General features: G+C 63.3%; 22 protein-coding genes and 1 other RNA gene. 20 read left to right on the top strand and 3 right to left on the bottom strand.

Annotated elements, in window-relative coordinates; translation table 11 throughout:
• Nucleotides 1–77 precede the first annotated feature (77 nt).
• The 17 genes from rsmI (at nt 78) to lpxC (ending at nt 19,258) form a co-directional block, all read left to right on the top strand.
• On the top strand, nt 78–935 hold the full coding sequence (gene rsmI, locus RN347_RS07220; RefSeq protein ID WP_311960685.1) for a 16S rRNA (cytidine(1402)-2'-O)-methyltransferase: 858 nt from the start codon (nt 78–80) through the stop codon (nt 933–935).
• Nucleotides 936–1,011: 76 nt separating this feature from the next.
• An RNA gene (gene rnpB / locus RN347_RS07225) (RNase P RNA component class A) lies at nt 1,012–1,359 on the top strand.
• A gap of 45 nt (nt 1,360–1,404) precedes the next feature.
• The gene (gene rsmH / locus RN347_RS07230; protein WP_311960686.1) at nt 1,405–2,355 is read left to right on the top strand and encodes a 16S rRNA (cytosine(1402)-N(4))-methyltransferase RsmH; all 951 of its coding nucleotides are present in this window, start codon (nt 1,405–1,407) and stop codon (nt 2,353–2,355) included.
• 2 nt (nt 2,356–2,357) lie between these two features.
• Nucleotides 2,358–2,690 carry a cell division protein FtsL gene (ftsL, locus tag RN347_RS07235; RefSeq protein WP_311960687.1) on the top strand — a complete coding sequence of 111 codons (333 nt, stop codon included), beginning with the start codon at nt 2,358–2,360 and terminating at the stop codon, nt 2,688–2,690.
• Nucleotides 2,687–4,393, top strand: a complete 1,707-nt coding sequence (locus RN347_RS07240) for a penicillin-binding protein 2 (protein ID WP_263584290.1) — start codon at nt 2,687–2,689, stop codon at nt 4,391–4,393. Before ftsL ends, RN347_RS07240 begins: the two co-directional genes overlap by 4 nt.
• Nucleotides 4,394–4,408: 15 nt before the next feature.
• The gene (locus RN347_RS07245) at nt 4,409–5,902 is read left to right on the top strand and encodes a UDP-N-acetylmuramoyl-L-alanyl-D-glutamate--2,6-diaminopimelate ligase (RefSeq protein ID WP_311960688.1); all 1,494 of its coding nucleotides are present in this window, start codon (nt 4,409–4,411) and stop codon (nt 5,900–5,902) included.
• On the top strand, nt 5,902–7,245 hold the full coding sequence (gene murF, locus RN347_RS07250) for a UDP-N-acetylmuramoyl-tripeptide--D-alanyl-D-alanine ligase (protein WP_263584288.1): 1,344 nt from the start codon (nt 5,902–5,904) through the stop codon (nt 7,243–7,245). Before RN347_RS07245 ends, murF begins: the two co-directional genes overlap by 1 nt.
• 19 nt (nt 7,246–7,264) lie before the next feature.
• Nucleotides 7,265–8,347 (top strand): phospho-N-acetylmuramoyl-pentapeptide-transferase, encoded by a 1,083-nt coding sequence (mraY, locus tag RN347_RS07255; RefSeq protein WP_263584287.1) that lies wholly within the window; start codon nt 7,265–7,267, stop codon nt 8,345–8,347.
• Nucleotides 8,348–8,380: 33 nt separating this feature from the next.
• Nucleotides 8,381–9,757, top strand: a complete 1,377-nt coding sequence (gene murD, locus RN347_RS07260; protein ID WP_311960689.1) for a UDP-N-acetylmuramoyl-L-alanine--D-glutamate ligase — start codon at nt 8,381–8,383, stop codon at nt 9,755–9,757.
• Nucleotides 9,754–10,935, top strand: a complete 1,182-nt coding sequence (ftsW, locus tag RN347_RS07265) for a putative lipid II flippase FtsW (RefSeq protein ID WP_263584285.1) — start codon at nt 9,754–9,756, stop codon at nt 10,933–10,935. Before murD ends, ftsW begins: the two co-directional genes overlap by 4 nt.
• A gap of 14 nt (nt 10,936–10,949) precedes the next feature.
• Nucleotides 10,950–12,047, top strand: coding sequence for an undecaprenyldiphospho-muramoylpentapeptide beta-N-acetylglucosaminyltransferase (gene murG, locus RN347_RS07270; protein WP_409365774.1), 1,098 nt, complete (start codon nt 10,950–10,952; stop codon nt 12,045–12,047).
• Nucleotides 12,048–12,100: 53 nt separating this feature from the next.
• Nucleotides 12,101–13,513 carry a UDP-N-acetylmuramate--L-alanine ligase gene (murC, locus tag RN347_RS07275; protein ID WP_311960831.1) on the top strand — a complete coding sequence of 471 codons (1,413 nt, stop codon included), beginning with the start codon at nt 12,101–12,103 and terminating at the stop codon, nt 13,511–13,513.
• Nucleotides 13,510–14,439: a D-alanine--D-alanine ligase gene (locus RN347_RS07280; protein WP_263584283.1), complete on the top strand. Its 930-nt coding sequence runs from the start codon at nt 13,510–13,512 to the stop codon at nt 14,437–14,439. The genes murC and RN347_RS07280 overlap by 4 nt, the downstream gene beginning before the upstream one ends.
• 22 nt (nt 14,440–14,461) lie before the next feature.
• Nucleotides 14,462–15,175 (top strand): cell division protein FtsQ/DivIB, encoded by a 714-nt coding sequence (locus RN347_RS07285; RefSeq protein WP_311960690.1) that lies wholly within the window; start codon nt 14,462–14,464, stop codon nt 15,173–15,175.
• A gap of 506 nt (nt 15,176–15,681) precedes the next feature.
• Nucleotides 15,682–16,971 (top strand): cell division protein FtsA, encoded by a 1,290-nt coding sequence (gene ftsA / locus RN347_RS07290; protein WP_263584281.1) that lies wholly within the window; start codon nt 15,682–15,684, stop codon nt 16,969–16,971.
• A 34-nt stretch (nt 16,972–17,005) separates the two neighbouring features.
• The gene (gene ftsZ, locus RN347_RS07295) at nt 17,006–18,181 is read left to right on the top strand and encodes a cell division protein FtsZ (protein WP_263584280.1); all 1,176 of its coding nucleotides are present in this window, start codon (nt 17,006–17,008) and stop codon (nt 18,179–18,181) included.
• A 165-nt stretch (nt 18,182–18,346) separates the two neighbouring features.
• Complete coding sequence (lpxC, locus tag RN347_RS07300) at nt 18,347–19,258, top strand: UDP-3-O-acyl-N-acetylglucosamine deacetylase (RefSeq protein ID WP_311960691.1); 912 nt, start codon at nt 18,347–18,349, stop codon at nt 19,256–19,258.
• A gap of 119 nt (nt 19,259–19,377) precedes the next feature.
• On the opposite strand, the gene RN347_RS07305 is transcribed toward lpxC, so the two are convergent.
• From RN347_RS07305 to RN347_RS07315, 3 genes are all read right to left on the bottom strand, one after another.
• Nucleotides 19,378–19,848: a DciA family protein gene (locus tag RN347_RS07305; protein ID WP_311960692.1), complete on the bottom strand. Its 471-nt coding sequence runs from the start codon at nt 19,846–19,848 to the stop codon at nt 19,378–19,380.
• Nucleotides 19,849–19,925: 77 nt separating this feature from the next.
• Nucleotides 19,926–20,135, bottom strand: a complete 210-nt coding sequence (locus RN347_RS07310) for a hypothetical protein (RefSeq protein WP_311960693.1) — start codon at nt 20,133–20,135, stop codon at nt 19,926–19,928.
• Nucleotides 20,136–20,184: 49 nt separating this feature from the next.
• On the bottom strand, nt 20,185–20,397 hold the full coding sequence (locus RN347_RS07315) for a hypothetical protein (RefSeq protein WP_311960694.1): 213 nt from the start codon (nt 20,395–20,397) through the stop codon (nt 20,185–20,187).
• Between RN347_RS07315 and secA the strand changes: the two genes are divergently transcribed.
• The 3 genes from secA to RN347_RS07330 all read left to right on the top strand — a co-directional run bounded on the left by secA (nt 20,396) and on the right by RN347_RS07330 (nt 25,460).
• The gene (secA, locus tag RN347_RS07320; protein WP_263584276.1) at nt 20,396–23,134 is read left to right on the top strand and encodes a preprotein translocase subunit SecA; all 2,739 of its coding nucleotides are present in this window, start codon (nt 20,396–20,398) and stop codon (nt 23,132–23,134) included. The two genes, RN347_RS07315 and secA, sit on opposite strands and share 2 nt — an antisense overlap.
• Nucleotides 23,135–23,176: 42 nt before the next feature.
• A complete protein-coding gene (argJ, locus tag RN347_RS07325; protein ID WP_311960695.1) occupies nt 23,177–24,394 on the top strand; it encodes a bifunctional glutamate N-acetyltransferase/amino-acid acetyltransferase ArgJ in 1,218 nt (405 codons plus the stop codon).
• A gap of 118 nt (nt 24,395–24,512) precedes the next feature.
• Complete coding sequence (locus tag RN347_RS07330) at nt 24,513–25,460, top strand: Nudix family hydrolase (RefSeq protein ID WP_311960832.1); 948 nt, start codon at nt 24,513–24,515, stop codon at nt 25,458–25,460.

Below are 25,460 nucleotides of genomic sequence, written 5' to 3' on the forward strand. Positions count from 1 at the left end.
CCTTAATCCTTGCACAAGCATAGCGCACCATCAGCGATAGCTATCGGTCAATCCAGAATAGTCAATCAGGAGCCAATATGAGCTACCAGCCTCCGGGCACATTGTACGTGGTTGCCACGCCAATTGGGAATTTGGAGGACCTGACGCCGCGTGCCGCCCGGATTCTTGAAAGCGTATCGCGCATCGCCGCCGAGGACACCCGGCACAGCGCAAGGCTTTTAAGTCACTTGGGGATCAGCAAGCCTCTGCTGTCGCTTCACGAGCACAACGAAGCGCACCGGGTAGACACGCTCGACGCCTATCTCGAAGCCGGCGAAAGTATCGCCTTGATCAGCGATGCCGGAACGCCCCTGATCAGTGACCCGGGGTTCATTCTGGTAAGAGCGCTGCGTTCGCGCAACCGCCATATCGTCCCCATTCCCGGGGTGTGTGCGCTGACGGCCGCGCTTAGCGGGGCGGGGCTACCCACCGACCGCTTCATCTTCGCCGGTTTTTTGCCCGCCAAGGCCGGCGCCCGGCGCCAGGTGTTGGAGAACTACCAAAAGCGCGAAGAGACGCTGGTGTTCTACGAATCCCCTCACCGGATAACGGCCACCCTCGAGGCGCTCGCCGAGCAGATGCCAGAGCGTCCCATCGTGCTGGCCCGTGAGCTGACCAAAACGTTCGAGACCTTCTTGCAGGGGGTGGCATCAGAGCTTCTCGATATTCTGGCCGCGGACCCCAATCAGGCGCGCGGCGAGTTCGTGGTCATGATCGGCGGCGCGCCGGCAGCACGCGAGGTGCGCGAGCAGAGCATCGACGACGAAACGCTTTTGAAAACGCTGCTCGATGAGGGCGTGGGCGTGAAGCAGGGCGCGGCGATTGCAGCGAACCTTCTGGGCGGGCGCAAGAAAGAGTGGTACGCGCGGCTTCAAATGATGAAACCCGACTCATAAGGTAGGTAAGGGCCTTGAAACGCGTAATGAAAACCGAGCATTGAGGCGCGGGCAGGGCGCTGGTATGCTTGCCGCCGGAGTTGGCCAGACAGTCGCCGCTGCGCGTGCGCAGGGGAGGAAAGTCCGGGCTCCATAGGGCAGAGTGCCAGGTAACGCCTGGGCGGCGCGAGCCGACGGAAAGTGCAGCAGAGAGTAGACCGCCGGTTCCTTGTGGACCGGTAAGGGTGAAAGGGTGCGGTAAGAGCGCACCGCGCGCCTGGCAACAGTGCGTGGCAAGGTAAACCCCACTCGGAGCAAGACCAAATAGGGACCCATTGGCGTGGCCCGCGCTGGGTCCGGGTAGGTTGCTTGAGCGCTTTGGCGACAAAGCGCCTAGAGGAATGACTGTCCACGACAGAACCCGGCTTATCGGCCGACTCCCCATTTCCATAAAAGGCCCGTCAGGGCCTTTCAACACAGCGTGCGTAACATGTCCTCTGTAAGCCAGCCCGTTTCCGACTTTCGCCACACCAGCGTGTTGCTGGACGGCGCGGTCGATACCCTCGTTCATCAAACCGACGGTGTCTATCTGGACGGGACCTTTGGCCGCGGTGGCCATTCGCGCCTGATTCTTTCACGCCTCGATGAGAGCGGCCGGCTTCTGGCCATGGACCGCGACCCGCAGGCGATCGCTGCCGCCGCCGAGATCGACGACCCACGCTTTGCGATCACCCGGCGCGAGTTCGCTCGCCTTGGCGAGTACGCCAAAGAGCTCGGCCTTCACGGCAAGCTCGCCGGCATACTGTTGGATGTCGGCGTGTCGTCGCCACAGCTCGACGACCCGGAGCGCGGTTTTAGCTTCATGCGAAACGGCCCGCTCGACATGCGCATGGATCCGACCCAGGGCGAAAGCGCAGCGGATTTTCTGGCGCGCGCCAGCGAAGCCGATATCGCTCACGTGTTCAAGGCTCTCGGCGAGGAGCGCTTTGGCAAGCGTTTGGCGCGTGCGGTCGTGACCCGCCGCGCGGAAAAACCCTTTACCCATACTCTCGATCTGGCCGAGGTGCTCAAGGCCGCCCACCCCGCCTGGGAGAAAGGGCGCCACCCCGCGACCAAGGCCTTCCAGGGGCTGCGGATTCACTTGAACGGCGAGCTCGATCAGCTCGACGCCGCGCTCGAGGCGGCGCTCGAGGCGCTGGCGCCGGGTGGGCACCTGGTGGTGATCAGCTTTCACTCGCTCGAGGACCGCCGGGTCAAACGCTTCATTCGCCACCACGTGCGCGGCGATAACGATCTGCCCCGCGGCGTGCCGATTCGTGACGACCAGATCAATCGGCGGCTCGAGGCGCTCAACAAGGGCGTGCGGCCAAGCGAGGACGAGGTAGCGCAGAATCCGCGCGCGCGAAGCGCCGTCATGCGGGCGGCCAAAAAGCGAGGCTAGCCATGCTGGATCGAATCGATTACTGGTGGTCTGTCATGCGCAGCGAATGGCCGTTCAAGCTGCGCCTGCGCGTGTGGCCGCTGATCATTGCCGCGCTGTTTCTGGCCTGTCTGCTGACCGCCCTGGCCGTGGTGGTGACCACCCACATGACGCGTACTCAGTTCGCCCAGCTCCAGCGTTTGGAGCAGGAGAAGAACCAGCTGCAAACCGAATGGGGCCAGCTGCTGCTCGAAGAGGGCGCCTGGTCGACGCCGGCCCGGGTCGAGCAGATCGCCACCGAGCGTCTTGAAATGCGCATTCCCGATGTAGACGATGTCGAGGTGATTCGGCCATGAATCAACGCCGCCGGGGAGGCTCGTCCCGACAGCACCCCGTAGCGCCGCCGCTGGCGGGCGGGCGCTTTCTGTTCATTTTGATTCTGGTGGCGCTGGCCGCCTGCGTGCTGGTCGGGCGCATCACGCTTTTACAGGTCATCGATCGGCCCTTTTTGCAAAGCCAGGGCGATGCGCGCACGCTGCGCCACGAAGTGATCCCTTCCCACCGCGGCATGATCACCGATCGAAACGGCGAGCCGCTGGCGATCTCGACGCCCGTAGTGACGCTTTGGGCCAACCCTCAGGAGCTGCCATCGGATGGCATTCAGCGCGTCATGCTCGCCCAGGCACTGGGGATGAGCCTTGATGATTTCGAGGCGCGCGTCGAGCGTTACGATAGCCGCGAGTTCATGTATCTTCGCCGCCAGATGACGCCGGAGGCGGCCCAGCGCATTCTCGATCTGCGCACCCCCGGCGTGTATCAGCAGCGCGAGTACAAGCGCTACTATCCGGCCGGCGAAGTCGCCGCCCAGCTTCTGGGCGTGACCAATGTCGACGATGTGGGCCAGGAAGGCCTCGAGCTTGCTTATCAGCCCTTTTTGGCTGGCCACCCGGGCCAGCGCCGCGTGCTCAACGACCGGCGCGGACGGCTGGTGCGCGAGCTTGGTGTGATCAGCGACGCTCAGCCCGGCGGCGAGCTGACCCTCTCCATCGACCAGCGCATCCAGTACATGGCCTATCGCGAACTGCGCGCGGCAGTGGCGGAGAACGAAGCCGACGGCGGCGTGCTGGTGACCATGGACGTGCGCACCGGCGAAGTGCTGGCGATGGCCAACCTGCCATCCTACAACCCCAACAACCGCGCCGGGCTCGACCCTCGGGGGCTTCGCAACCAGGCGCTGGTCGACGTGTTCGAACCCGGCTCGGTCATGAAGCCTTTGGCCATGGCGGCGGTGCTGGAGAGTGGCGTGGTGGATCGTGACGTGGTGATCGACACCTCACCTGGCTGGATGCGTATCGACCGCTTCACCATTCGCGACGTCAGCAACCACGGCAAGCTCACTCTGGCCGGCATTCTGGAGAAATCTTCCAACATCGGGATGTCGAAGCTCGCGCTCCAGCTCGACGACACCGCGATCTGGGAAAAATATAACCAGCTTGGCTTTGGCCAGAGCCCGGGCACCGGCTTTCCCGGCGAGTCCACGGGCAGCCTGCCGGCGCCGGTGCGCTGGTCGCGCAGCGAGCGCGCCGCGCTCTCCTACGGGTACGGGCTTTCGGCCTCGGCGGTGCAGCTCGCCAGCGCCTATACCGCGCTTGCCAACGACGGCGTGCGCATGCCGCCTTCGATTCTGCGCCTCTCCGAGCCGCCCCAGGGCATTCCGGCGATTCAGCCAAGCGTTGCCAACGATCTGCTCGACATTCTGGAAAGCTCCGTCGGGCCTGATTCCGGCGGGCGCCGTGCCCGGGTCGAAGGGTATCGGGTCGGCGGCAAGACCGGCACGGTGCGCAAGACCGGCCAGCAGGGCTATGCCGAAAACGCTTACCGCAGTGTGTTCGCCGGCATTGCGCCAATTTCCGACCCGCGCATCGTCACGGTAGTGATGATCGATCATCCGCGGGCCGGGCAGTTCTATGGCGGCGCGGTCGCCGCGCCGGTTTTCTCCAGCGTCACCGGTAACGCCTTGCGCCTGCTCGACGTGCCGCCCGATTACGAAGTGCAATAGCGTAAAGGAGACAAGATGACGTCCAGCCCCGCCCGCCTTTGGGAGGCGTTGACCAAAGGATGGCCGCCTCAGCAGCTGCCATCGGCGCTGCCGGCGCTTGCCGATGAGTTTTGCATTACCAGCGACTCCCGCGCGATCAAAAGCGGCGACGTATTCGTCGCGGTGCCTGGCAGCGCCCGGGATGGCCGCGAGTTTATCGACGCAGCGCTCGAGCAGGGCGCGGCACTGGTACTCGCCCAGGCCGATGGCCCGAGCGTGCATCTGGAAGGCCAGGTGCTGCATCTTCCGCATCTGTCGCGCCGGCTGGGTGAGTTCGGTCGAGCGCTCTTTGCCGTACCCGGCGGGCTCGACCTCATTGGCGTGACCGGCACCAACGGCAAAAGCTCGGTGACCCACTACATTGCCGCACTCAGCGAGCAGCTGAACACACCAGCGGGGGTGATCGGTACGCTCGGCACCGGTCGGCTCGACCGTTTGAGCGATAGCGGCCTCACCACCCCCGGGCCGCTGGCGCTCCAGCACGCGCTATCAAAGCTTGCCCAAAGCGGCGCCCGGCGTGTGGCGCTGGAGGCCTCGTCCCACGCGCTCGATCAGGGGCGCCTCGACGGCTGTCCAATCAGCGTCGGCGTGTTCACCAACCTGAGCCGCGATCATCTGGATTATCACGGCAGCATGGCCGCCTACGCGGCGTCCAAAGCCAAACTTTTTCGTCGCTCCGAGATTACTCTCGCCGTGGTCAACGCCGCAGACCCGCTGACCCGGCTCATGCTGGCCGGGCTTGAAAAAGGCGTGCGCGTGCTGGCGGTGGGTGAGGATCAGGCTTGCACGCTGCGCGTCGTGGGCTGGCATCCTCACGCGCTGGGGCAGAACGCACTGATTGCTACGCCGGACGGCGAAAAGACGCTCGAACTCGGCCTGATGGGGCGATTCAACCTCGACAACGTGCTGCTCGCCATCGCCACGCTCTATGGTTTGGGCGAGCCGCTGGAGGCGCTGTTCGACGCCGCCGGCCGGCTTGCGCCGGTGCCCGGTCGCATGGCGCTGCTCAAGGAGCAGGGCGCCCCGAGCGTGGTCGTCGACTACGCCCATACCCCGGATGCCCTCGGCGCCGCCCTCGGCGCGCTTGGCGAACATCTGGGCGATGCCGGCAAGCTTTGGTGCGTCTTCGGCTGCGGCGGCGAGCGCGATACCGGCAAGCGCGCGGAAATGGCGCGCGTCGCTGAATCTCTCGCCGATCACTGCGTCATCACCGATGACAATCCGCGCGGCGAGCCCGCCGACGTCATCCGCCGAATGATCATCGAAGGCTTTAGCGAGAACGCCTCGTTTCGCGAGGTGGGCGATCGTCGCGCCGCCATTGCGGAGGTGGTCGCCCAGGCCAGCCCCCAGGATGTCGTTTTGATCGCCGGTAAAGGGCACGAGCCTTACCAGGAGATCGACGGCGTGCGTCATGCTTACCGCGACGATCTCGAGGTGCAAAAGGCGCTGGCCGCTCGAGGCGTGCGCTGATGCAGTGGAGCTCACAGCGAGTCGCCAAGGCGCTCAACGTCACGCTTGCCGATGACTTTCCGGCGTGCTCGTTTTCGGGCGTCACTACCGATACGCGCCAAGTCATTCCTGGCGCGCTTTTCGTAGCGCTCAGAGGCGAGCGTTTCGACGGCCATGACTTTCTGGCGCAAGCGCTGGAGCAGGGCGCCGCGGCGGCGCTGGTCGAGACACCCATCGAGAGCGCGCTGCCCCAGATCGTCTGCGCCGACACGCGCCTGGCGCTGGGGCTTTTGGGTCGCGCGCAGCGCCAGCAATTTGCCCATCCTCTGGTGGCCGTCACTGGCAACAGCGGCAAGACCACGGTCAAGGAGATGACGGCAGCGCTGCTTGCTCCGCTCGGCCCGGTGCTGGCAACCCAAGGCAATCTGAACAACGACTTTGGCGCGCCGCTGACGCTTCTGCGCCTGGCCCCCGAGCATCGGGCAGCGGTGGTGGAACTCGGCGCCAATCATCTGGGTGAGATCGCCTGGACCAGCCGGCTCGCCGCGCCGGAGGTTGCCATCATCACCAACGTGACCGGCGCGCACGTCGGCGAATTTGGCGGCCTGGGGCAGATCGCCCAAGCCAAAAGCGAAATTCTGCTCGGGCTCTCGCCCGCGGGTATTGCCGTGCTTAACGCCGAGGATCACTACTTCTTGACCTGGGCGGCGCTCGCTCCTGGGCCGGTGGTGAGCTACGCCGTCGAGGCCGAGGCGGATGTCTGCGCCCGGGCTCTTTCCTGCGACTCGCAAGGGCGGTATGCTTTCACGCTTGTTCAAAACGGTGCTTCGCTTGGCGAGGTGCAGCTCAAGCTTGCCGGCAAGCACAACGTCAGCAATGCCCTGGCCGCCGCCGCCGCCGCGCTTGCCGTGGGAGTGGCACCCAAACGCGTCGTCGAGGCGCTGTGCGCTTTTGCGCCGCTGAAAGGGCGGCTTAGTGTCATGGGAGGGCCAAGCGGCACGACGCTTCTGGACGACACCTACAACGCCAACCCGGGGGCGATGAAGGTCGCACTCGAGACGCTCATGCGCTTTCCCGGCCCACACTGGTTTGCCATGGGGGCGATGGGCGAGCTTGGCGAAGAAAGCGAGGCGCTTCACATTGAGGTTGGCCGCTTTGCGCGAGCGCTGGGGGTCGATACGCTGCTGACCTGCGGCGACGCCGCGCGTGCAGCGAGCGATGCCTTTGGTCGCGGGCACCACTTCGACGACCACGAGACGCTTGCGCGTCATCTTATTAATACGCTGCCGCCCAACGCCACGCTGTTGGTGAAAGGGTCACGCAGTGCGGGCATGGAACGCGTCATCGCCGCGCTGCTCGGTTGAAACAGGGTAAACGCCGTTCATGTTACTTCATCTGGCGAACTTTTTAGCTCAATACCAAAGCGCCTTTCAGGTTTTCAACTACCTCACGCTTCGCATCATTCTTGCCGCCATCACCGCGCTGATGATCTGCCTGTGGCTTGGCCCCTGGGTCATTCGCCGGCTCGTCGAGGGCCAGATCGGCCAGGCGGTGCGCGACGATGGTCCACAGTCGCACCTCTCCAAGGCCGGTACGCCCACCATGGGCGGGGTCATGATTTTGATGTCGATCGCCATCAGCACGCTGGTGTGGGGCGATCTGACCAACTACTACGTGTGGGTAGTGCTGGCGGTGACGCTGGGTTTCGGCGCAATTGGTTGGGTCGATGACTACCGCAAGGTCGTGGAAAAAAATCCTCGGGGCTTGCCCGCGCGCTGGAAATATTTCTGGCAGTCGGTGGTGGGCCTGGGCGCGGCCCTGATTCTCTATCTCAATGCCACCAGCGCCGCCGAGACCAGCCTGTTACTGCCGCTGGTCAAGGATTTTGCGCTGCCGCTGGGGCTTTTCTATATCGTGCTGACCTATTTCGTCATCGTCGGCAGCTCCAACGCGGTCAACCTGACCGATGGCCTGGATGGTTTGGCGATCATGCCGACGGTGCTCGTCGCCATGGGGCTGGCGGTGTTTGCGTATGCCAGCGGCAACGCGGTGTTCGCCAACTATCTGCATATTCCCTTCATTCTCGGCACCGGTGAAATCGCGGTGTTCTGCGCCACCATCGCCGGTGCCGGGCTTGGCTTTTTGTGGTTCAACACCTATCCCGCCCAGGTTTTCATGGGCGACGTAGGGGCGCTTGCGCTGGGCGCGGCGCTGGGCGTGGTCGCGGTGATCGTGCGCCAGGAGATCGTGCTGTTCATCATGGGCGGGATCTTCGTGGTCGAAACGCTCTCGGTCATCCTGCAGGTGGGCTCGTTCAAGCTCACCGGCCGGCGCATTTTCCGCATGGCGCCGCTTCATCACCACTACGAGCTCAAGGGCTGGCCGGAGCCGCGCGTGATCGTGCGCTTCTGGATCATTACCGTGGTGCTGGTGCTGTTGGGGCTTGCCACCCTCAAGGTGCGCTAGCCTCGGGTGGGGTGCAACGTAAGGAGCCAACCCATGCATATTCCCGAGGGAGTGACCGCAGTGATCGGCCTGGGCGTGTCGGGGCGGGCGATTTGCCGCCACCTGACGCGCCTGGGGCGCTCCTTTGCGATGCTCGATACCCGCGCTGCGCCGCCCAGGCTTGAGGCCTTCAAGGCCGAGTACCCGGACGTTGCCATCTACTGCGGCCCGCTCGACGCGGTCGATTTCAGCCGCGCCTTCGAGGTGGTGATAAGCCCCGGGGTCGACCCGCTCACACCGGGTCTGGAAGGGCTTCTGGACGAGCACAACCCGGCGACCAACGAGCCCAGGCTTGTCGGGGAAATCGCGCTGTTCAAGCGAGCGGTAAAAGCACCGGTTGCCGCCATTACCGGCGCCAATGCCAAATCCACCGTGACGACGCTGCTGGGCGAGATGGCGCATGCATCCAACGTGGCCGCCGCGGTGGGGGGCAATCTGGGCACTGCGGCGCTCGATCTGCTGGAAGCCCATCCCGATGCCGAGCTTTACATTCTCGAGCTTTCGAGTTTTCAGCTCGAAACCACGCCGCGTTTGGGCGCGGCGGCGGTGGCGTTTTTAAACCTGAGCGAAGATCATCTCGATCGTCACGCCACCCTCGAGCGCTACCGCCAGGCGAAGGCGCGTATTTTCATCCATGCAGGACTTGCCGTCGTCAACGCCGACGACCCGCTTACCTGGCCTGATGACACCGCCGTGCCGGTCGTGCGCTTTACTGGCCACGCCCCGGGTCAAGAAGAGTGGGGGCTTGTCACCTTCGTGGGCCAACAGTGGCTCGCCAGAGGCGCTGATCGCGTGATGCGTGTTGATGCGCTCGGCATGGCCGGACGGCACAACTATATGAACGCGCTGGCGGCGCTGGCGCTTGGCGAGGCGCTGGGATTTTCCCGCGCGGCGATGCGTACGGTGCTCGAAACGTTCAAGGGCTTGCCGCATCGTAGCGAAGTGGTCGACACCTTGAACGGGGTGCGCTTCGTTAATGACTCCAAGGGCACCAACGTCGGCGCCACGCTTGCCGCCATCGAAGGGATCGGCGCCACGCTCGAAGGCCGGCTGGTGCTGCTGGCCGGCGGCGTCGGCAAGGGCGCGGATTTCACGTTGCTAGCCGCTCCCCTGGCGCGCTACGCCCGCCAGGTGCTGGTGTTCGGCGCTGATGCCCAGCGCCTCAAGGCCGCCCTGACCCCGACGGTAGCGGTTCGCGAAGTAGAGACGCTTGAGCAGGCGCTGGAAGCCGCGCTGGAGGTGGCCAGGCCCGGCGACTGTGTGCTGCTGTCACCGGCCTGCGCGAGTCTGGATCAGTTCGCCAACTATGAGGCGCGCGGTGAGGCGTTTCGCCAATGGGTGTTACGACAACGCAGTGAGGTGAACGCATGACCCGGCGCCAGCGCTTCTTGAAGGCGATCAGTACGAAAAATCTACCCTGCGACGTATGGCTGATCGTGGCCGTGGTCACCCTTGCCGGGCTTGGCTGGATCATGGTCAGCTCCGCCTCCGTTGGGCTTTTGGAAAACAGCTTCTACTATTCGCGCCAGCACGCCCTTTTCCTGCTGGTCTCGGGGTCGGCGTGTCTGTTCATGCTCTGCGTACCGCTGGAGGCCTGGCGCCAGAACGCCTCGCTGATCCTGATGGCCAGCATTTTCATGCTCGTTCTGGTGTTGCTGGTGGGCCAGGAAGTCAACGGCAGCAAGCGCTGGATTTCGCTGCCCGGCCCCTTGCCGAGTCTGCAGATCTCTGAGCTTGGCAAGGTGGGGCTGATCTTTTACATGGCGGCGTTCATGTCTCGCTTCACGTATGAGCTTCGCACTCGCGCGTTCAGCATGTGGCGGCCGATCGCGGTGCTTGCCGTACCCGCGGGGCTGCTGTTTTTGGCGCCGGACTTCGGCGGCATGGTGGTCTACACCGTTTGCGTGATCGGGATGCTGATGATGAGCGGCGCCTCGATGGTGCTGTTGATCGGCAGCGGCGGCGTGCTCGCCTTCGGCGCGGTGATGATGGTCGTGATGGAACCCTACCGCTTGGCGCGCTGGACGAGCTTTCTCGACCCCTGGGCGGATCAGTTCGCCACCGGCTACCAGCTGACCCAGGCGCTGATCGCCTTCGGTCGCGGCCACATTTCCGGCACCGGCCTTGGCAACAGCGTGCAAAAACTCCACTACCTGCCCGAGGCGCACACCGACTTCATCTTCGCGGTCATCGCCGAGGAGCTCGGTATGATCGGCGCGGTCTGCGTGGTGGCGCTGTTCACCCTGTTCGTTACCCGTGCCATGCTCATTGGCCGAAAGGCAGAGCTTGCCGGCCACCTTTTCGGCGCCTATGTGAGCTACGGCATCGGCTTCATCATCGCCGCCCAGGCGTTCATCAACATGGCGGTGAGTTCAGGGCTTTTGCCCACCAAGGGGCTGACGCTCCCGCTGATTAGCTACGGCGGCTCGAGCCTTCTGGTCACCGGTATGATGATCGGGCTTTTGCTGCGCGTGGATGCGGAAACCCGTCACCGCCCGCGGCGCGCCTCTACCCCTTATAAATCTCGCTTCGAGCCGCGTTTATCTTGAGTAAGGAGTCGTTTGTGACGACGAACGCACGTCGACGCATGTTAATCATGGCCGGCGGGACCGGCGGCCACGTCATTCCCGCGCTGTCGCTGGCCCGGGCGCTCATGGCCCAGCACGTGGACGTGGAGTGGCTGGGCAGCCCCCGCGGTATCGAAAACCGCCTGGTGCCGGAGGCGGGCATCCCGCTCAATACCGTGGCGATCAGCGGGCTTCGCGGCAACGGGGCGGCGGGCTGGCTCAAGGCGCCTTTCAACTTGAGCCGCGCCGTGCTGGATGCCCGCCGCGTCATCAAACGCCTCAAGCCGGACGTCGTCGTGGGCCTGGGCGGCTTTGCCAGTGGCCCAGGGGGGCTTGCGGCCAAGCTCTGTGGCGTACCGCTGGTGATCCACGAGCAAAACGCCGTGGCGGGGCTGACCAATCGCGTATTATCACGGCTAGCCAACAAGACCTACGCCGCCTTCGACAACGCCTTCGGCCCCCGGGCCGAGGTGATCGGCAACCCCGTGCGTAGTGACATCGCCGCACTGGGCGAAACGCCGCGCACCGATGTCGAGCTCAGCACGCGCCCGCTCAGAATGCTGGTGGTGGGTGGCTCGCTCGGCGCCGTCGCACTCAACGAGCGCCTGCCGGTAGCGCTGGCCGCACTCGGCGAAGGCGATCGCCCGGAGGTGTGGCACCAGGCGGGGCAGGAGCGCGACGCGGCGACGCGCGAGAGCTACCAAACGCTTGGAGTGCCGGCGCGGGTCGAGGCGTTCATCGACGATATGGCGGCGGCCTACGACTGGGCAGATCTGGTCGTATGCCGCGCCGGCGCCTTGACCGTAGCGGAGCTCGCCGCCGCGGCCAAACCGGCGCTGTTAGTGCCGTTTCCCTTCGCCGTGGACGATCATCAGCGCGTCAACGCCGAAGTGCTCGTCGAGGCGGGTGCGGCGCGCTGCGTGGTGCAAAGTGAGCTGACCCCGGAGCGGCTGACCGCGCTTTTGGACGAGCTATTGACCCGTGACACCCTGGTCGAGATGGCCGCTTGCGCGCGCCAAGCGGCGCATCTGGACGCTTTGGAGCGTTTGACGGCAGGATGCCTTTCGTTAGTGAAGCAAGGAGATTCGGCGTGACCGATTTGACAACCGATAAGCCATCGCACAGCGTGCGTCCCAGCGGCCCCGGTATGCGGCGCATCAAGCGTCTACACTTCGTCGGCATTGGCGGGGCGGGCATGTGCGGTATCGCCGAAGTGCTCGCCAATCAGGGCTATGTGGTCAGCGGCAGCGACATGCTCGTATCGCCTGTTATTGATCGCCTACGCAGCTGTGGGGTCGAGGTCTTCATCGGCCACGCCGAGCTCAATGTTCAGGGCGCCGACGTCGTGGTGGTGTCGAGTGCCATCGACGAGACCAACCCGGAAATCCGCTGGGCCCACGAGCATCGGGTGCCGGTGGTGCGCCGCGCCGAAATGCTCGCCGAGCTGATGCGCTTTCGCCACGGCATCGCGGTGGCCGGTACCCACGGCAAGACCACGACGACGAGCCTGACCGCGACGCTTTTGGCCGAGGGCGGGCTCGACCCGACCTTCGTGATCGGCGGCAAGCTCACCAGCGCCGGGGCCAACGCTCGCCTTGGCGAAGGCGACTACCTGGTGGCGGAGGCGGACGAGTCCGACGCGTCGTTCTTGCACCTTCAGCCGATGGTGTCGATCGTCACCAACATCGACGCCGACCACATGGCGACCTACGGCAACGACTTCGAGCGGCTCAAGACCACATTTATCGAGTTTCTGCACAATCTGCCGTTTTATGGCCTTGCCGTGCTCTGCACTGACGACGCCCACGTCAAGGGCCTGTGTGAACAGGTGAAGCGCCAGTTCGTGACCTACGGCTTCAACGAAGAAGCGGACTACCGTATTACCGATTTCAGCCAGCGCGAGGGCGAGGTGAGCTTCACCGCGCAAAGGCCCGACGGCGCCGTCCCGCTTGACGTGCGCCTGGCGATGCCTGGGCGCCACAATGCGCAAAACGCCATGGCCGCCATCGTGGTGGCCACCGACGCTGGCGTCAGCGACGAGGCGATTCTTGCGGGCCTGGCAAGCTTCGCCGGGGTCGGGCGGCGCTTTCAGGTACACGGTCACTTTCCCGCGCCGAATCAGACCGGCGAGGTCATGCTGGTGGACGACTACGGCCATCACCCGCGAGAAGTCGATATGGTGATTCAGGCGGTGCGCGCGGGCTGGCCCAAACGGCGGCTGGTGATGCTGTACCAACCTCATCGCTATAGCCGCACACGCGACTTGTTCGAGGACTTCGTGCGCGTGCTCTCCCAGGTCGATACGCTGGTGCTTCTGGACGTTTACAGCGCCGGGGAGGCAGTGATTCCCGGTGCGGAAGGGCGTACGCTTGCCGGCTCCATTCGCCAGCGTGGTGAGGTCGACCCGCTGTTCGTCGAGCACAAACACGAGCTTGCAGCGCTTTTGAAACGGGTGCTTCGCCCGGACGACATCTTGATTACCCAGGGCGCCGGGGACGTCGGCGGTATTTCGCTGGCGCTGGCGAAGGCCGGGCTTGCGTTGGATGAGGTTGAGCTATGAGCGTAACGGCAGCGGGCAGCGCGGCTGAGAACGTGGTGGTGGTGCTGGGCGGCACGTCCGGCGAGCGCGAAGTGTCGCTGAAAAGTGGCGCGGCGATCCTGGAGGCGCTCAAGCGTCAGGGCATCAACGCCCAGGGGTACGACCCGCGTGAGGGCGGACTCGCCGGGCTCGAGGCGCTGGCGCCCTCAAAGGTGTTCATCGCGCTTCACGGGCGCGGTGGCGAGGACGGCACCTTGCAAGGGGCGCTGGAGCTTTTGAACATTCCGTACACCGGCAGTGGCGTGCTCGCCTCGGCGCTCGGTATGGACAAGGAGCGCACCAAGCAGGTATGGCGCGCCCAGGGCCTGCCGACGCCGGAGAGCATCACGCTAAGTGACGCCGCCGACTGGTCGGCGGTCGTCGACACGCTGGGTCTGCCCATGATCGTCAAGCCCGTGCATGAGGGCTCGACGCTGGGAATCAGCATCGTCAAAAGCGAGGCCGAGCTAAAAGCCGCCTACACGGAAGCGGCTCGCTTTGACGCCCAGGTGATGGCCGAGCGCTTCATCGCCGGTGAGGAGTACACCGTCGCGATTCTGGGCGATCAAGCGCTGCCCGCCATTCGTGTAGAGGTCCCCGGCGGGTTTTACGACTACGAAGCCAAGTACCACTCGAACACCACGCTTTATCATTTGCCCTGCGGGCTGAGCGAGGAGGGCGAGCAGGCGTTGGCGGCGCTGTGTCAAAAAGCGTTTCGCGCCATGGGCGGCCGTGGCTGGGGGCGCATCGATGTGATGCGCGATAAGGACGGCGCGTTCTGGCTCATCGAGGTCAACACCGTGCCCGGCATGACCGACCACAGCCTCGTGCCCCAAGCGGCGGCTCACGCCGGCATTGGCTTCGATGAGCTGGTCGTCAACATTCTCCAGACCGCCGTCGTCCGGTGAGCAATCCCGGTGATAGGACCTTATGAAAAAGCGTAACGCCTGGCTTGGAGTTGTTCTGCTCGCGCTGCTGCTCGGTGGCGGGGGCAGGGCGCTGTGGCTGTGGCTCGACCGTCCCATCGAGCGCGTCTCGATTCGCGGTGAGTGGGAGTACGTCAGCGCCGACTACCTGCGCACCCAGTTGGCGCCGCTGGTACAAAACGCCACCTGGCTATCGGCGGATCTTGGTGAGCTGCGTGAACGCGCGCTCACCATCGGCTGGCTTTTCGAGGTGCGTATTTCGCGGGAGTGGCCCAACGCGCTGGTGTTCGAGCTCATCGAGCAGCAACCGATCGCGCGCTGGAACGACGATTTCCTGCTCAACCCCGAAGGCGAGCCCTTCGCGTTCGCGCCGCTCGCGGTACCGCCGAACCTTCCTGACCTCGCGGGGCCGGTGGGCAGCAGCGAGGAAGTGCTCGACTACTATCAGCGCCTGACGAATCACTTCGCGACATTGTCACTGTCGTTATCTCAGCTTCGTCTCGAGCCGCGCGGGGCCTGGCGGCTACAGCTCGATAACGGCGCGTGGGTGATGCTCGGGCGGCGCGAACACGGCACGCGCCTGGCGCGGCTCACTGCCTCCTGGCAGCGCGAGCTTTCGCGTCAGGGTGACCAGATTCGCTATATTGACTTGCGCTATCCCAATGGCGTAGCGGTCGCCTGGCACGGCGAAACCGAATTCGACGATAGCGAAGAGTAATGACTCCCTCGCCATTAACCGTGGTCGACGTTTACTTAAAAGTGAGCGTTTGCCAACAAGGAAAAGCCATCACTGGGGTTTAAATTCTTCGCCAAGCCCATTATCGTGGGCGGGAGCAGTCGTATAATGGTGGGCGTTTCTATATGATGGCTTTCGACCGTCTCTTCTAGCGCGTTTTGGACAGTCAAGCGATTCAAGGCGATAGATGATCGAATCAGGGCGGCTTTAACGGGGGATGCGTTCAAGCCCGCTTTTTATAAAAGCATGTATAAATAAACATGTGTTGGCGTCGATGTACAGTGCATTTTAGAGAAAAGCCGTGATAGTGATGACGATTTGTTTTTAACAAGGCGTTCATAAACGCGGCGCTTTTTGGATTTAACGGATCAGGCCGACGCCCCTGCTCGTTTCATCCGATCCATGTTGATGTTCATTGGTAGATAAGCGGTTGCCGACCATCGATCGTTTATCGGTTAAAAGATTACTATAAGGAGATAACCCGACTCATGGCAGGCTCACCCAACGCATCCAATATGGTTGTCGGGCTGGACATCGGAACGTCCAAGGTCGTCGCGATCGTCGGTCAACCCACCGACGATGGCGGCATCGAAATTGCGGGTATAGGTTCTCACCCTTCACGGGGAATGAAGCGCGGCGTCGTGATCAATATCGAATCGACGGTTCAGTCGATTCAGCGTGCGGTCGAAGAAGCCGAGCTCATGGCTGGCTGCGATATCCATTCGGTCTACGTCGGCGTCGCCGGCAGTCATATTAGCTCGATGAATTCAGATGGCGTCGTCGCGATCAAGGAACGCGAAGTCACTCCTTCTGACATTGATCGTGTTATCGACTCGGCCCGTGCCCGGGCCATTTCCGAGGGGCAGCGGGTGTTACACGTGCTGCCCCAGGAATTCTCCATCGATGCCCAGGGCGGTATTCGCGAGCCGCTGGGCATGTCTGGTGTGCGCCTGGAGGCGCAGGTGCACCTGGTCACCGCGGCCTTGAACGCGGTGCAGAATATCGAAAAGTGCGTGCGCCGCTGCGGGCTGGAAGTCGACGCCATCATTTTGGAGCAGTTGGCCTCCAGCATGGCGGTACTGACCGAAGACGAGCGCGAGTTGGGCGTTTGCATGGTGGATATCGGTGGGGGAACGACCGATATGGCCATCTTCAGTGAAGGCGCGATTCGCCATACGGCGGTCATTCCCATCGCGGGTGACCAGGTCACCAACGATATTGCGATGGCGCTTCGAACGCCGACGCAGCACGCCGAAGAGATCAAGGTCAAGTACGCTTGCGCGCTGACCCAGCTGGCCGCAAGCGATGAAATGATCAAGGTGCCCAGTGTAGGCGATCGAGCGTCGCGCGATCTTTCGCGCCAGGCACTGGCCGAGGTGGTCGAGCCGCGCTACGAAGAGCTCTTTACACTGGTACGCGATGAATTACGCCGTAGTGGCTACGAAGACATGGTGGCCGCCGGGGTCGTGTTGACCGGCGGCACATCGCGCATGGAAGGGGTGAGCGAGCTGGCAGAGGAGATTTTCCACATGCCGGTACGTATCGCCTGCCCGCAGAACGTGCGGGGGCTTGCGGACGTGGTTCGCAATCCCATCTATGCGACAGGCGTCGGGCTTTTGCACTATGCACTGCAGGAGTCCCGCCACGGACAGGGTCTTGAGAGCCATGGTCGGGCCAACGCACCCCACAAGGGGCGCGGTGAGCACGTCCAGCGTGATAGCAGGGACGATCATTCGGCGCTAGCGAAAATCAAAGGCTGGTTCAAAGGAAATTTCTGACAGGGCCGCAAGCGCGGTTCAGGAGACGGGGCTTATGTTCGAATTGGTAGATAACGCACCCTCGAGCAGTGCGGTCATCAAGGTAGTGGGTGTGGGCGGCGGCGGTGGTAACGCCGTCAACCACATGGTGGAAAGCAACATCGAAGGCGTCGAGTTCATCTGCGCCAACACCGACGCGCAGGCGCTCAAGCGCGTTTCCGCCAAAACGGTATTGCAGCTGGGCGGCGAGATCACCAAGGGCCTGGGCGCCGGTGCGAACCCGGAAGTCGGGCGCCAGGCCGCCATGGAAGATCGCGAGCGGATCGCGGAGCTTCTGGAAGGTGCCGATATGGTGTTCATCACCGCCGGCATGGGCGGTGGTACCGGTACCGGCGGTGCGCCTGTGGTGGCTCAGGTCGCCAAGGAGCTGGGGATTCTAACGGTGGCGGTGGTCACACGCCCCTTCCCGTTTGAAGGCCCCAAGCGTATGCGCGCTGCGGAAGAGGGCATGAAGGAGCTTTCCGAGCACGTCGATTCGCTGATCACTATCCCCAACGAGAAGCTTCTATCGGTACTGGGCAAGAACGCTACGCTATTGACCGCCTTTAGTGCGGCCAACGACGTGCTGCTCGGCGCCGTTCAGGGCATCGCCGAGCTGATCACCAGCCCCGGTATCATCAACGTCGATTTCGCCGACGTGCGCACGGTCATGTCCGAAATGGGCATGGCGATGATGGGTACCGGCGGGGCCACCGGTGAGAACCGCGCTCGTGAAGCCGCTGAAAAGGCGATTCGCAGTCCGCTGCTCGAGGATATCGACCTGCACGGCGCTCGCGGCATTCTGGTCAACATCACCGCGGGCCCGGATCTGTCGATTGGCGAGTTCAACGACGTCGGTGCGACGGTTCAGGAGTTCGCTTCTCAGGAAGCGACCATCGTGGTGGGAACCTCCATCGACATGGAAATGTCCGATGAGCTGCGCGTGACCGTGGTCGCTGCGGGCCTCGATGGCACCAAACCCAAACAGGCCGCCCGCGAGCCGGCTCGCCGTGCCACTTCCGAGCCTGCCGACTACCGCAAGATGCAGCAGCCGACGGTGACGCGTCAGCAGTCCGCGGCTCGCGCCGAAGCGCAGGAGTCTTCACCCAAGCCGCGCGCCGAGAAACGTCGTTCGGCCGAGTCTGACGACTATCTGGACATCCCCGCGTTTTTGCGCCGCCAAGCGGACTGATTTAAACGACCGTCGGTTTTACCCCAGCGGGCGAGCGTTTTAACCGAGAAATATTGGTTAAAACGCTCGTTTGCTGTTAAAGTAAACACTGTTCGATAACTTCCCTTTTTACGGTCGGCGTCGGTTTCTTGACGAAGACCCCGTTATCAGAGTTTTACCACGCCCATGATCAGACAACGTACATTACAAAACGTGATTCGCGCTACCGGAGTGGGTCTGCACTCGGGTAAAAAAGTCCATCTGGCGCTGCGCCCGGCGCCCGCGAACACCGGTATCGTATTCGTTCGAACCGATCTGGACCCCGTGGTACACGTGCCCGCTCGCGCCGAGCTGGTCGAGGACACCCGTCTATGCACCGCGCTTTCGCAAAACGGCGTCAAGGTCGCGACCGTCGAGCATTTGATGTCGGCGTTTGCCGGTCTCGGTATCGATAACGCCTACGTCGATGTGAGCGCCGCCGAAATTCCGATCATGGACGGCAGTGCCAGCCCTTTCGTATTTTTGATTCAGTCCGCTGGCATCCTCGAGCAGGACGCCGCCAAGAAGTTCATCCGCATCAAGGAGCGGATCGCGGTTCGGGATGGCGACAAGGAAGCGGTATTTTTGCCCCATCAGGGGTTCAAGGTGTCGTTCTCCATCGATTTCGATCACCCGGTGTTCGAGCAGCAGCATCAGGACGCGCTGATCGACTTCTCAACGACCTCCTTCGTCAAGGAAGTATCGCGGGCGCGTACCTTTGGCTTCATGCGCGACCTGGAGTTTTTGCGCTCCAATAACCTGGCACTCGGCGGAAGCCTCGATAACGCCATCGTGGTCGATGACTACCGAATCGTGAATGAGGGCGGTTTGCGCTACGAGGACGAGTTCGTTAAGCACAAGGTGCTGGACGCGATCGGCGATCTCTACCAGCTGGGCTTTAGCCTGATCGGCGAGTTCCGCGGCGTTAAATCCGGTCACGCGCTGAACAACCAGCTTTGTCGCGAGCTGCTCGCTCGCCCCGAAGCTTATGAAATCGTCACGTTCGAAGACGAAAAGGACGTGGCGCCGATCTCCTACGCCGCGCCGGCCATGGCCTGATTCTTCAGACCAGACGCTGAGCCCTGAAGTATGAGGGTTGGCGTTTTAAAGCGGGGCGCGGTTGAAAACGCCATCGGCTCCCCCATTTATAAAGCACCGCTTTGCGGTGCTTTATGCGTTCAGGAAGATGGGTTCTTGCGTGCAGCGTGGGAAGCCAGGCGCTTGAGCGCCCCTCTTAGGCGGCTGTCCTGAGTATCTTCGGCGCACTGGGTGAGCGTTTCACTCGCTTTTTGCGAAAGCGCCCGGGTATTGCGTGGCGGCGCGACGATCGGGCGAACCGGGCGTACCTTGAAGTGAAAGCCGGTAACGGCTTCGAACCCGGGCAGCTGATGCAGCAGTTGTAAAAGTCGGTGCTGCTCGAATCTAAGCCAGGCAAGCCAGCTTGCCTGGCCGCTGATCAGGGTCAGACGGGCGTCGCTGAAGCCGCCGACAAAAATGTGCTCACGCATCTCTTCAGGCAGGTGGGCGCGCAGGTGGCGCTGGGCCTGATCGATCAGCCGCGACTGACGCATCAAGTTGCTAATGTCGGAAGAGCTTTTAAGCACCTGGCCGATGGGCTGTGCGCGGGAACGCTTAACCTTTATACTCATACGCTTAATTCCAGAAAACCGGATCCGTGCGCTTTCGGGCCGCCAGTTGCGAGCGGCCGGGGCGTTATCGAAAGAGCCTAACACGCCAGGGAGTCGACACCCAGCATGTCATCCATGTCCGCGCCTAGCCCCCGGATAGCCCTGCGGCGCGCTCGCCGCAGCGGGCTTGCGCGCTGGTGGCTGGCGGGGCTTCTGGTCAGTTGCCTGCTACCGGTGTCGCTATCACCGCTATCCGCCGTCAAGTCAAGCGAGCGCGCGGCGACGATCTGTCTTTGGGTGCCTGCCATTCTGCGGGTTCAGTCGCAGCGTTTGGCCCGTCGGCGTCGAGTTCGCTCCCTATTGCGTCGTGTCAAAAAAATCACCGCGCGCGTAGAAAAGCGTCGTTTGATCGCCTCTCGTTTGGCCTTGCCCCGGGTCGCCGCCCGCGACGTATTGATTCCGCGCGGCCCGCCCGCCGCCCAGCATCACTTCCGTCTTTACCGTTTCGCTTGAAACAGCTTTTTTTAAGGGTGCTCCGCTGGTGCGCTTGAAATGATTTGGAAACTTCATGATTAACACATTATTGCGCAAGGCCATTGGCTCCAAGAACGACCGCGACGTGAAACGCATGACGAAAAGCGTGCAGGACGTCAACAAGCTCGAAGCCGAGATCGAGGCGCTGGACGACGCCGCGCTACAGGCGCAGACCGGCGAGCTACGTACGCGCCTGGAGTCCGGCGAATCGCTGGACAAGCTGTTGCCCCACGCCTTTGCGGTCGTGCGCGAGGCGAGTAAGCGCGTCATGGGCATGCGCCACTTCGATGTTCAGATGGTCGGTGGCATGACGCTTCACCGCGGGCGCATTGCGGAAATGAAAACCGGCGAGGGCAAGACGCTGGTGGCGACGCTGGCGGTCTATCTCAACGCGCTGCCCGCCAAGGGCGTGCACGTGGTCACGGTCAACGACTACCTGGCCCGGCGTGACGCCGAGTGGATGCGCCCGCTCTACGAATTTCTCGGATTGACCGTGGGCGTCATCTTCTCGGGCCAGACCGGTGAAGAGAAGCGTCACGCCTACAAGTGCGATATCACCTACGGCACCAACAACGAGTTCGGTTTCGACTACCTGCGCGACAACATGGCGTTCTCGCTGGAAGAGAAGGTGCAGCGCGACCTGCACTTCGCCATTGTCGACGAGGTCGATTCCATCCTGATCGACGAGGCGCGCACGCCCTTGATCATCTCCGGCGCGGTAGACGAGAACACCGAGCTCTACAACGTGGTCAACGGCCTGGCGCAGCACCTCGAGCGTGGCGAAGTGAGCGAGGACGACGAAACGCCGGTCAGCGGCGATTTCGTGCTCGACGAGAAGCAAAAGCAGGTCGAGCTTACCGAGCAGGGCCACAACAAGGTCGAGGAGATGATGCGCTCCCAGGGCCTGCTGGGCGAACACGACTCGCTCTACGCCGCCCAGAACCTGAATCTTCTCCAGCACATGCACTCGGCGCTGCGCGCGCGCAATCTCTACCAGCGTGACGTGGACTACATCGTCGTCGAAGGCCAGGTGGTCATCGTCGACGAGCATACCGGGCGCAGCATGCCGGGCCGGCGCTGGTCCGAAGGCTTGCACCAGGCCGTGGAGGCGAAAGAGGGCGTGACCGTGCAGCGTGAGAGCCAGACGCTTGCCTCCACGACCTTTCAGAACTACTTCCGTCTCTACGAGAAGCTCGCCGGCATGACCGGCACCGCCGATACCGAAGCCTTCGAGTTCCGTCAGATCTATGGCCTCGACGTGGTGGTCATCCCGACCAACCGGCCGCTTGCGCGCAAGGACTTGAACGACCTGGTCTATCTCAGCGGCGAAGAGAAGTTCGAAGCGATCATCAAGGACGTCCAAAAGGTGACCGAAGCGGGTCGCCCGGTGCTGGTGGGTACCGCTTCGATCGAGACCTCCGAGTACCTGGCCCAGCTGATGCGAAACGCCGGCATGCAGTTCAACGTACTCAATGCCAAGCAGCACCAGAGCGAGGCCGAGATCATCGCTCAGGCCGGTCGTCCCGGGGCCGTCACCATCGCCACCAACATGGCCGGACGCGGTACCGACATCATGCTCGGCGGCAACTGGGAAGCGGATGTCGCCAAGCTCGACAACCCTGACGAGGGGCAGATCGCCGCGCTCAAGGCCGACTGGCAACAGCGCCACGATGCGGTGCTCGAGGCGGGCGGGCTGCACGTGATCGGCTCCGAGCGCCACGAGTCGCGGCGCATCGACAACCAGCTTCGCGGCCGCGCCGGTCGTCAGGGCGACCCGGGCTCCACGCGCTTCTTCCTGTCACTGGAAGATAGTCTCATGCGTTTGTTCGGCTCCGACCGGGTCAAGCGCCTGATGCAGGCACTGGGACTCGAGCGCGGTGAGGCGATCGAGCACAAGATGGTGTCGAACGCCGTCGAGCGGGCGCAGAAGAAGGTCGAAGGACGCAACTTCGACATTCGTAAGCAGCTTCTGGAGTACGACGACGTCGCCAACGATCAGCGCCGGGTAATCTACGAGCAGCGCAATGACGTGCTGGCCGCCAATGAGGTATCCGAGGCGGTGATCGGCATTCGTGAAGAGGTGATGGAGAGCACCATCAGCGACTACGTACCGCCCCAAAGCCTGGCCGAACAGTGGGATCTTCCCGGGCTCGAAGCGCACCTGAAAACCGAGTTCAACCTCGACGCGCCGGTCACCCAGTGGGCTGCCGAGGACGATCGCTTCAGCGAAGAGAAGCTCAGAGAGCGCCTGCAGACCATGCACCGCGAAGCGTATGACGCCAAGATCGCCGCCGCCGGTCAGGCGCTGATCCAGCGCTTCGAGAAGCAGGTCATGCTCCAGGTCCTCGATACCCGCTGGAAAGAGCACCTGCAATCGATGGATCACTTGCGCCGGGGTATTCACCTGCGCGGCTACGCCCAGAAAAACCCCAAACAGGAGTACAAGCGCGAAGCCTTCGAGCTCTTCCAGCAGCTTCTGATCAACATCAAGGAAGACGTGACGCGTATCCTGAGCCACGTGCAGGTGCGCCAGCCCGAAGAGGTAGACGCTCTCGAGCAGAAGCGCCGTGAAGACGCCGCGCGCGAAAAGGCAGCCGCCTCCGAGGCCCAGCGCGCCGCGGACTCAGGCGGCGCCGAGGCCCCGGCTTCACGCCTGGACGGCGGTAGCGAAGCCGCCCCGCAGCGGCGCGAAGCGCCGAAGGTCGGGCGTAACGACCCGTGCACCTGCGGCTCTGGCAAGAAGTACAAGCAGTGCTGTGGCAAGCTTCAATGACGCGCGCCCTACGCGCACCGATAGACGTTACAGGAGAAGAGCATGGCGGTGGGTCACTGTCCGTTTCCAACGATGGCGCCTCTTGAAGGGGTACGCCTGGGCTCCGCCATGGCGGGGATCAAAAAGCCCCAGCGTCGCGATCTGGTGGTCATCGAGCTTCCAGCCACCGCCGTAACGGCGGCGGTGTTTACCCAAAATGCGTTTTGCGCTGCGCCGGTCATTACCGCCAAATCGCATCTGGCGGCAACGCCGTCCTCACGCTACTGGGTCATCAATACCGGCAACGCCAACGCCGGTACCGGCGAAAAGGGGCTTGAAGACGCCAGGCGCACCTGTGAGGCAGCGGCCGAGCAGGCCGGTGTCTCCAGCGAGCAGGTGCTGCCGTTCTCCACCGGCGTGATCGGCGAGCCGCTGCCCATGGAGCGGCTGCTGGCGGGGCTCCCTGACGCGTTTAAAGCGCTATCCAGTGATAGCGAGGCCTGGAAGCTTGCCGGTGAGGGGATACTGACCACCGATACCCGCGCCAAGGGCGCCACGGCCACCGCCGAGATCGATGGCGAGCGCTTTAGTATCAACGGCATCACCAAAGGCTCGGGCATGATCAAGCCCAACATGGCCACGATGCTTGGGTTCGTGGTGACCGATGTCCGTATCGAGCAGTCGCTTTTACAGCGGCTTTTGCGCGAAACCGTGGACCGCTCCTTCAACGCGATCACGGTGGATAGCGACACCTCGACCAACGACGCCTGCATGCTCGCCGCGACCAACACCGGCGTCTGCATTGAAACCGACGAGCAGATCGCGGTGTTTCGCCAGGCGCTACAGGGCGTGATGACCGAGCTTGCCCAATCGATCATTCGCGACGGCGAAGGGGCCACCAAGTTCGTCACTCTGGACGTTGAAGGCGCAATGACCCGCCAGGAAGCGCTGGACGTCGGCTTCACCGTGGCGCACTCGCCGCTGGTAAAGACCGCGCTTTATGCCAGTGACGCCAACTGGGGGCGGATTCTCGCCGCCGTCGGGCGCGCGCCGGTCGATGACTTCGATGTCAGCCGCGTGGTGATCGATCTGGGTGATGTGCGTCTGGTCGAAAACGGCGGCCGGGCAGCGAGCTACTCTGAGCAGGCGGGCAGTCGGGTGATGAAGGGGGAGGAGATTACCATTCGTATCGATCTGGGCCGGGGCGAGACGCGCGCAACCGTCTGGACCTCGGATCTGTCGCACGACTACGTCTCCATCAACGCCGACTACCGAAGCTAGGCGCGCCGCCTTTTTAAAGCCGTTTCTGGACAAGAGCGCTGGTACAAGGCTTCGCTCTTTGTAGTCAAGTGCCCGGCTCGCCGGGCGCTCCAATGTGGAAAAGAACGTCATGAATGTAATGGTAAAACGACGGGTTCACGTCGCCGCGGCCGCCATCGTTAGCGCCGATAAAAAGCACGTACTGATCGCTCGCCGGCCCTCCAACGTGGATCACGGCGGGTTATGGGAGTTTCCCGGCGGCAAGCTCGCACCCTACGAAACCGGGCTCGAGGGCTTGAAGCGCGAGCTCCATGAAGAGCTCGGTGTCGAGATCCGCCGCGCCCAGCCGCTCATTCGCGTTCACCACGAGTACAGCGACAAGCATATCCTGCTCGACGTTTGGCAGGTGCACGAATTTGCCGGCGAGCCGTTCGGGCGTGAAGGCCAGGCGGTTCGCTGGGTCGCGATGGAGGATCTGGTCGGTTATCCCTTCCCGGCGGCCAATCTGCCCATCTTGCGCGCGGTGATGCTGCCCAAGGAGTACCTGATCACCGGCGAGGAGCCGGACGATGAGCGCTTTGAAAGCCTTCTGCGCCGCGCGCTCGACGAGGACGGCGTTCGCCTCGTTCAACTGCGTGCGAAGGGCCTTGCGCGCGATGCCTACGTACAGCGCGCGCAAACGGCGCTGGCGCTGTGCCGCGAGTTCGGCGCCAGACTTCTGCTCAACGGCGAGCCCGAGCTTCTGGAGCAGGTCGACGCCGACGGCATTCACCTGACCAGCCAGCGCCTGATGGAGCTTGAGCGGCGCCCGATCGGCGAGGGCAAGTGGCTTTCTGCCTCGACCCACAATCAAACTCAGCTCGACAAGGCGGCCACGCTTGGTTGCGATTTCGTCACGCTGTCGCCGCTTCGCACCACGCCGTCGCACCCGGATGTGGCCCCCATGGGCTGGCACGACTTTCAGCAGCTCGTCGAGCGCGCCGGCATGCCGGTATTCGCGCTGGGCGGGATGACGCGTTTCGATGCCAACCACGCCCGCGCCGTTGGCGCCCAGGGCATCGCCTCGATTCGCGATTTCTGGAAATAG

Origin of the sequence: Halomonas sp. PAMB 3264, from assembly GCF_031954245.1 — a bacterium.
In the GTDB taxonomy this organism is placed as follows: domain Bacteria; phylum Pseudomonadota; class Gammaproteobacteria; order Pseudomonadales; family Halomonadaceae; genus Vreelandella.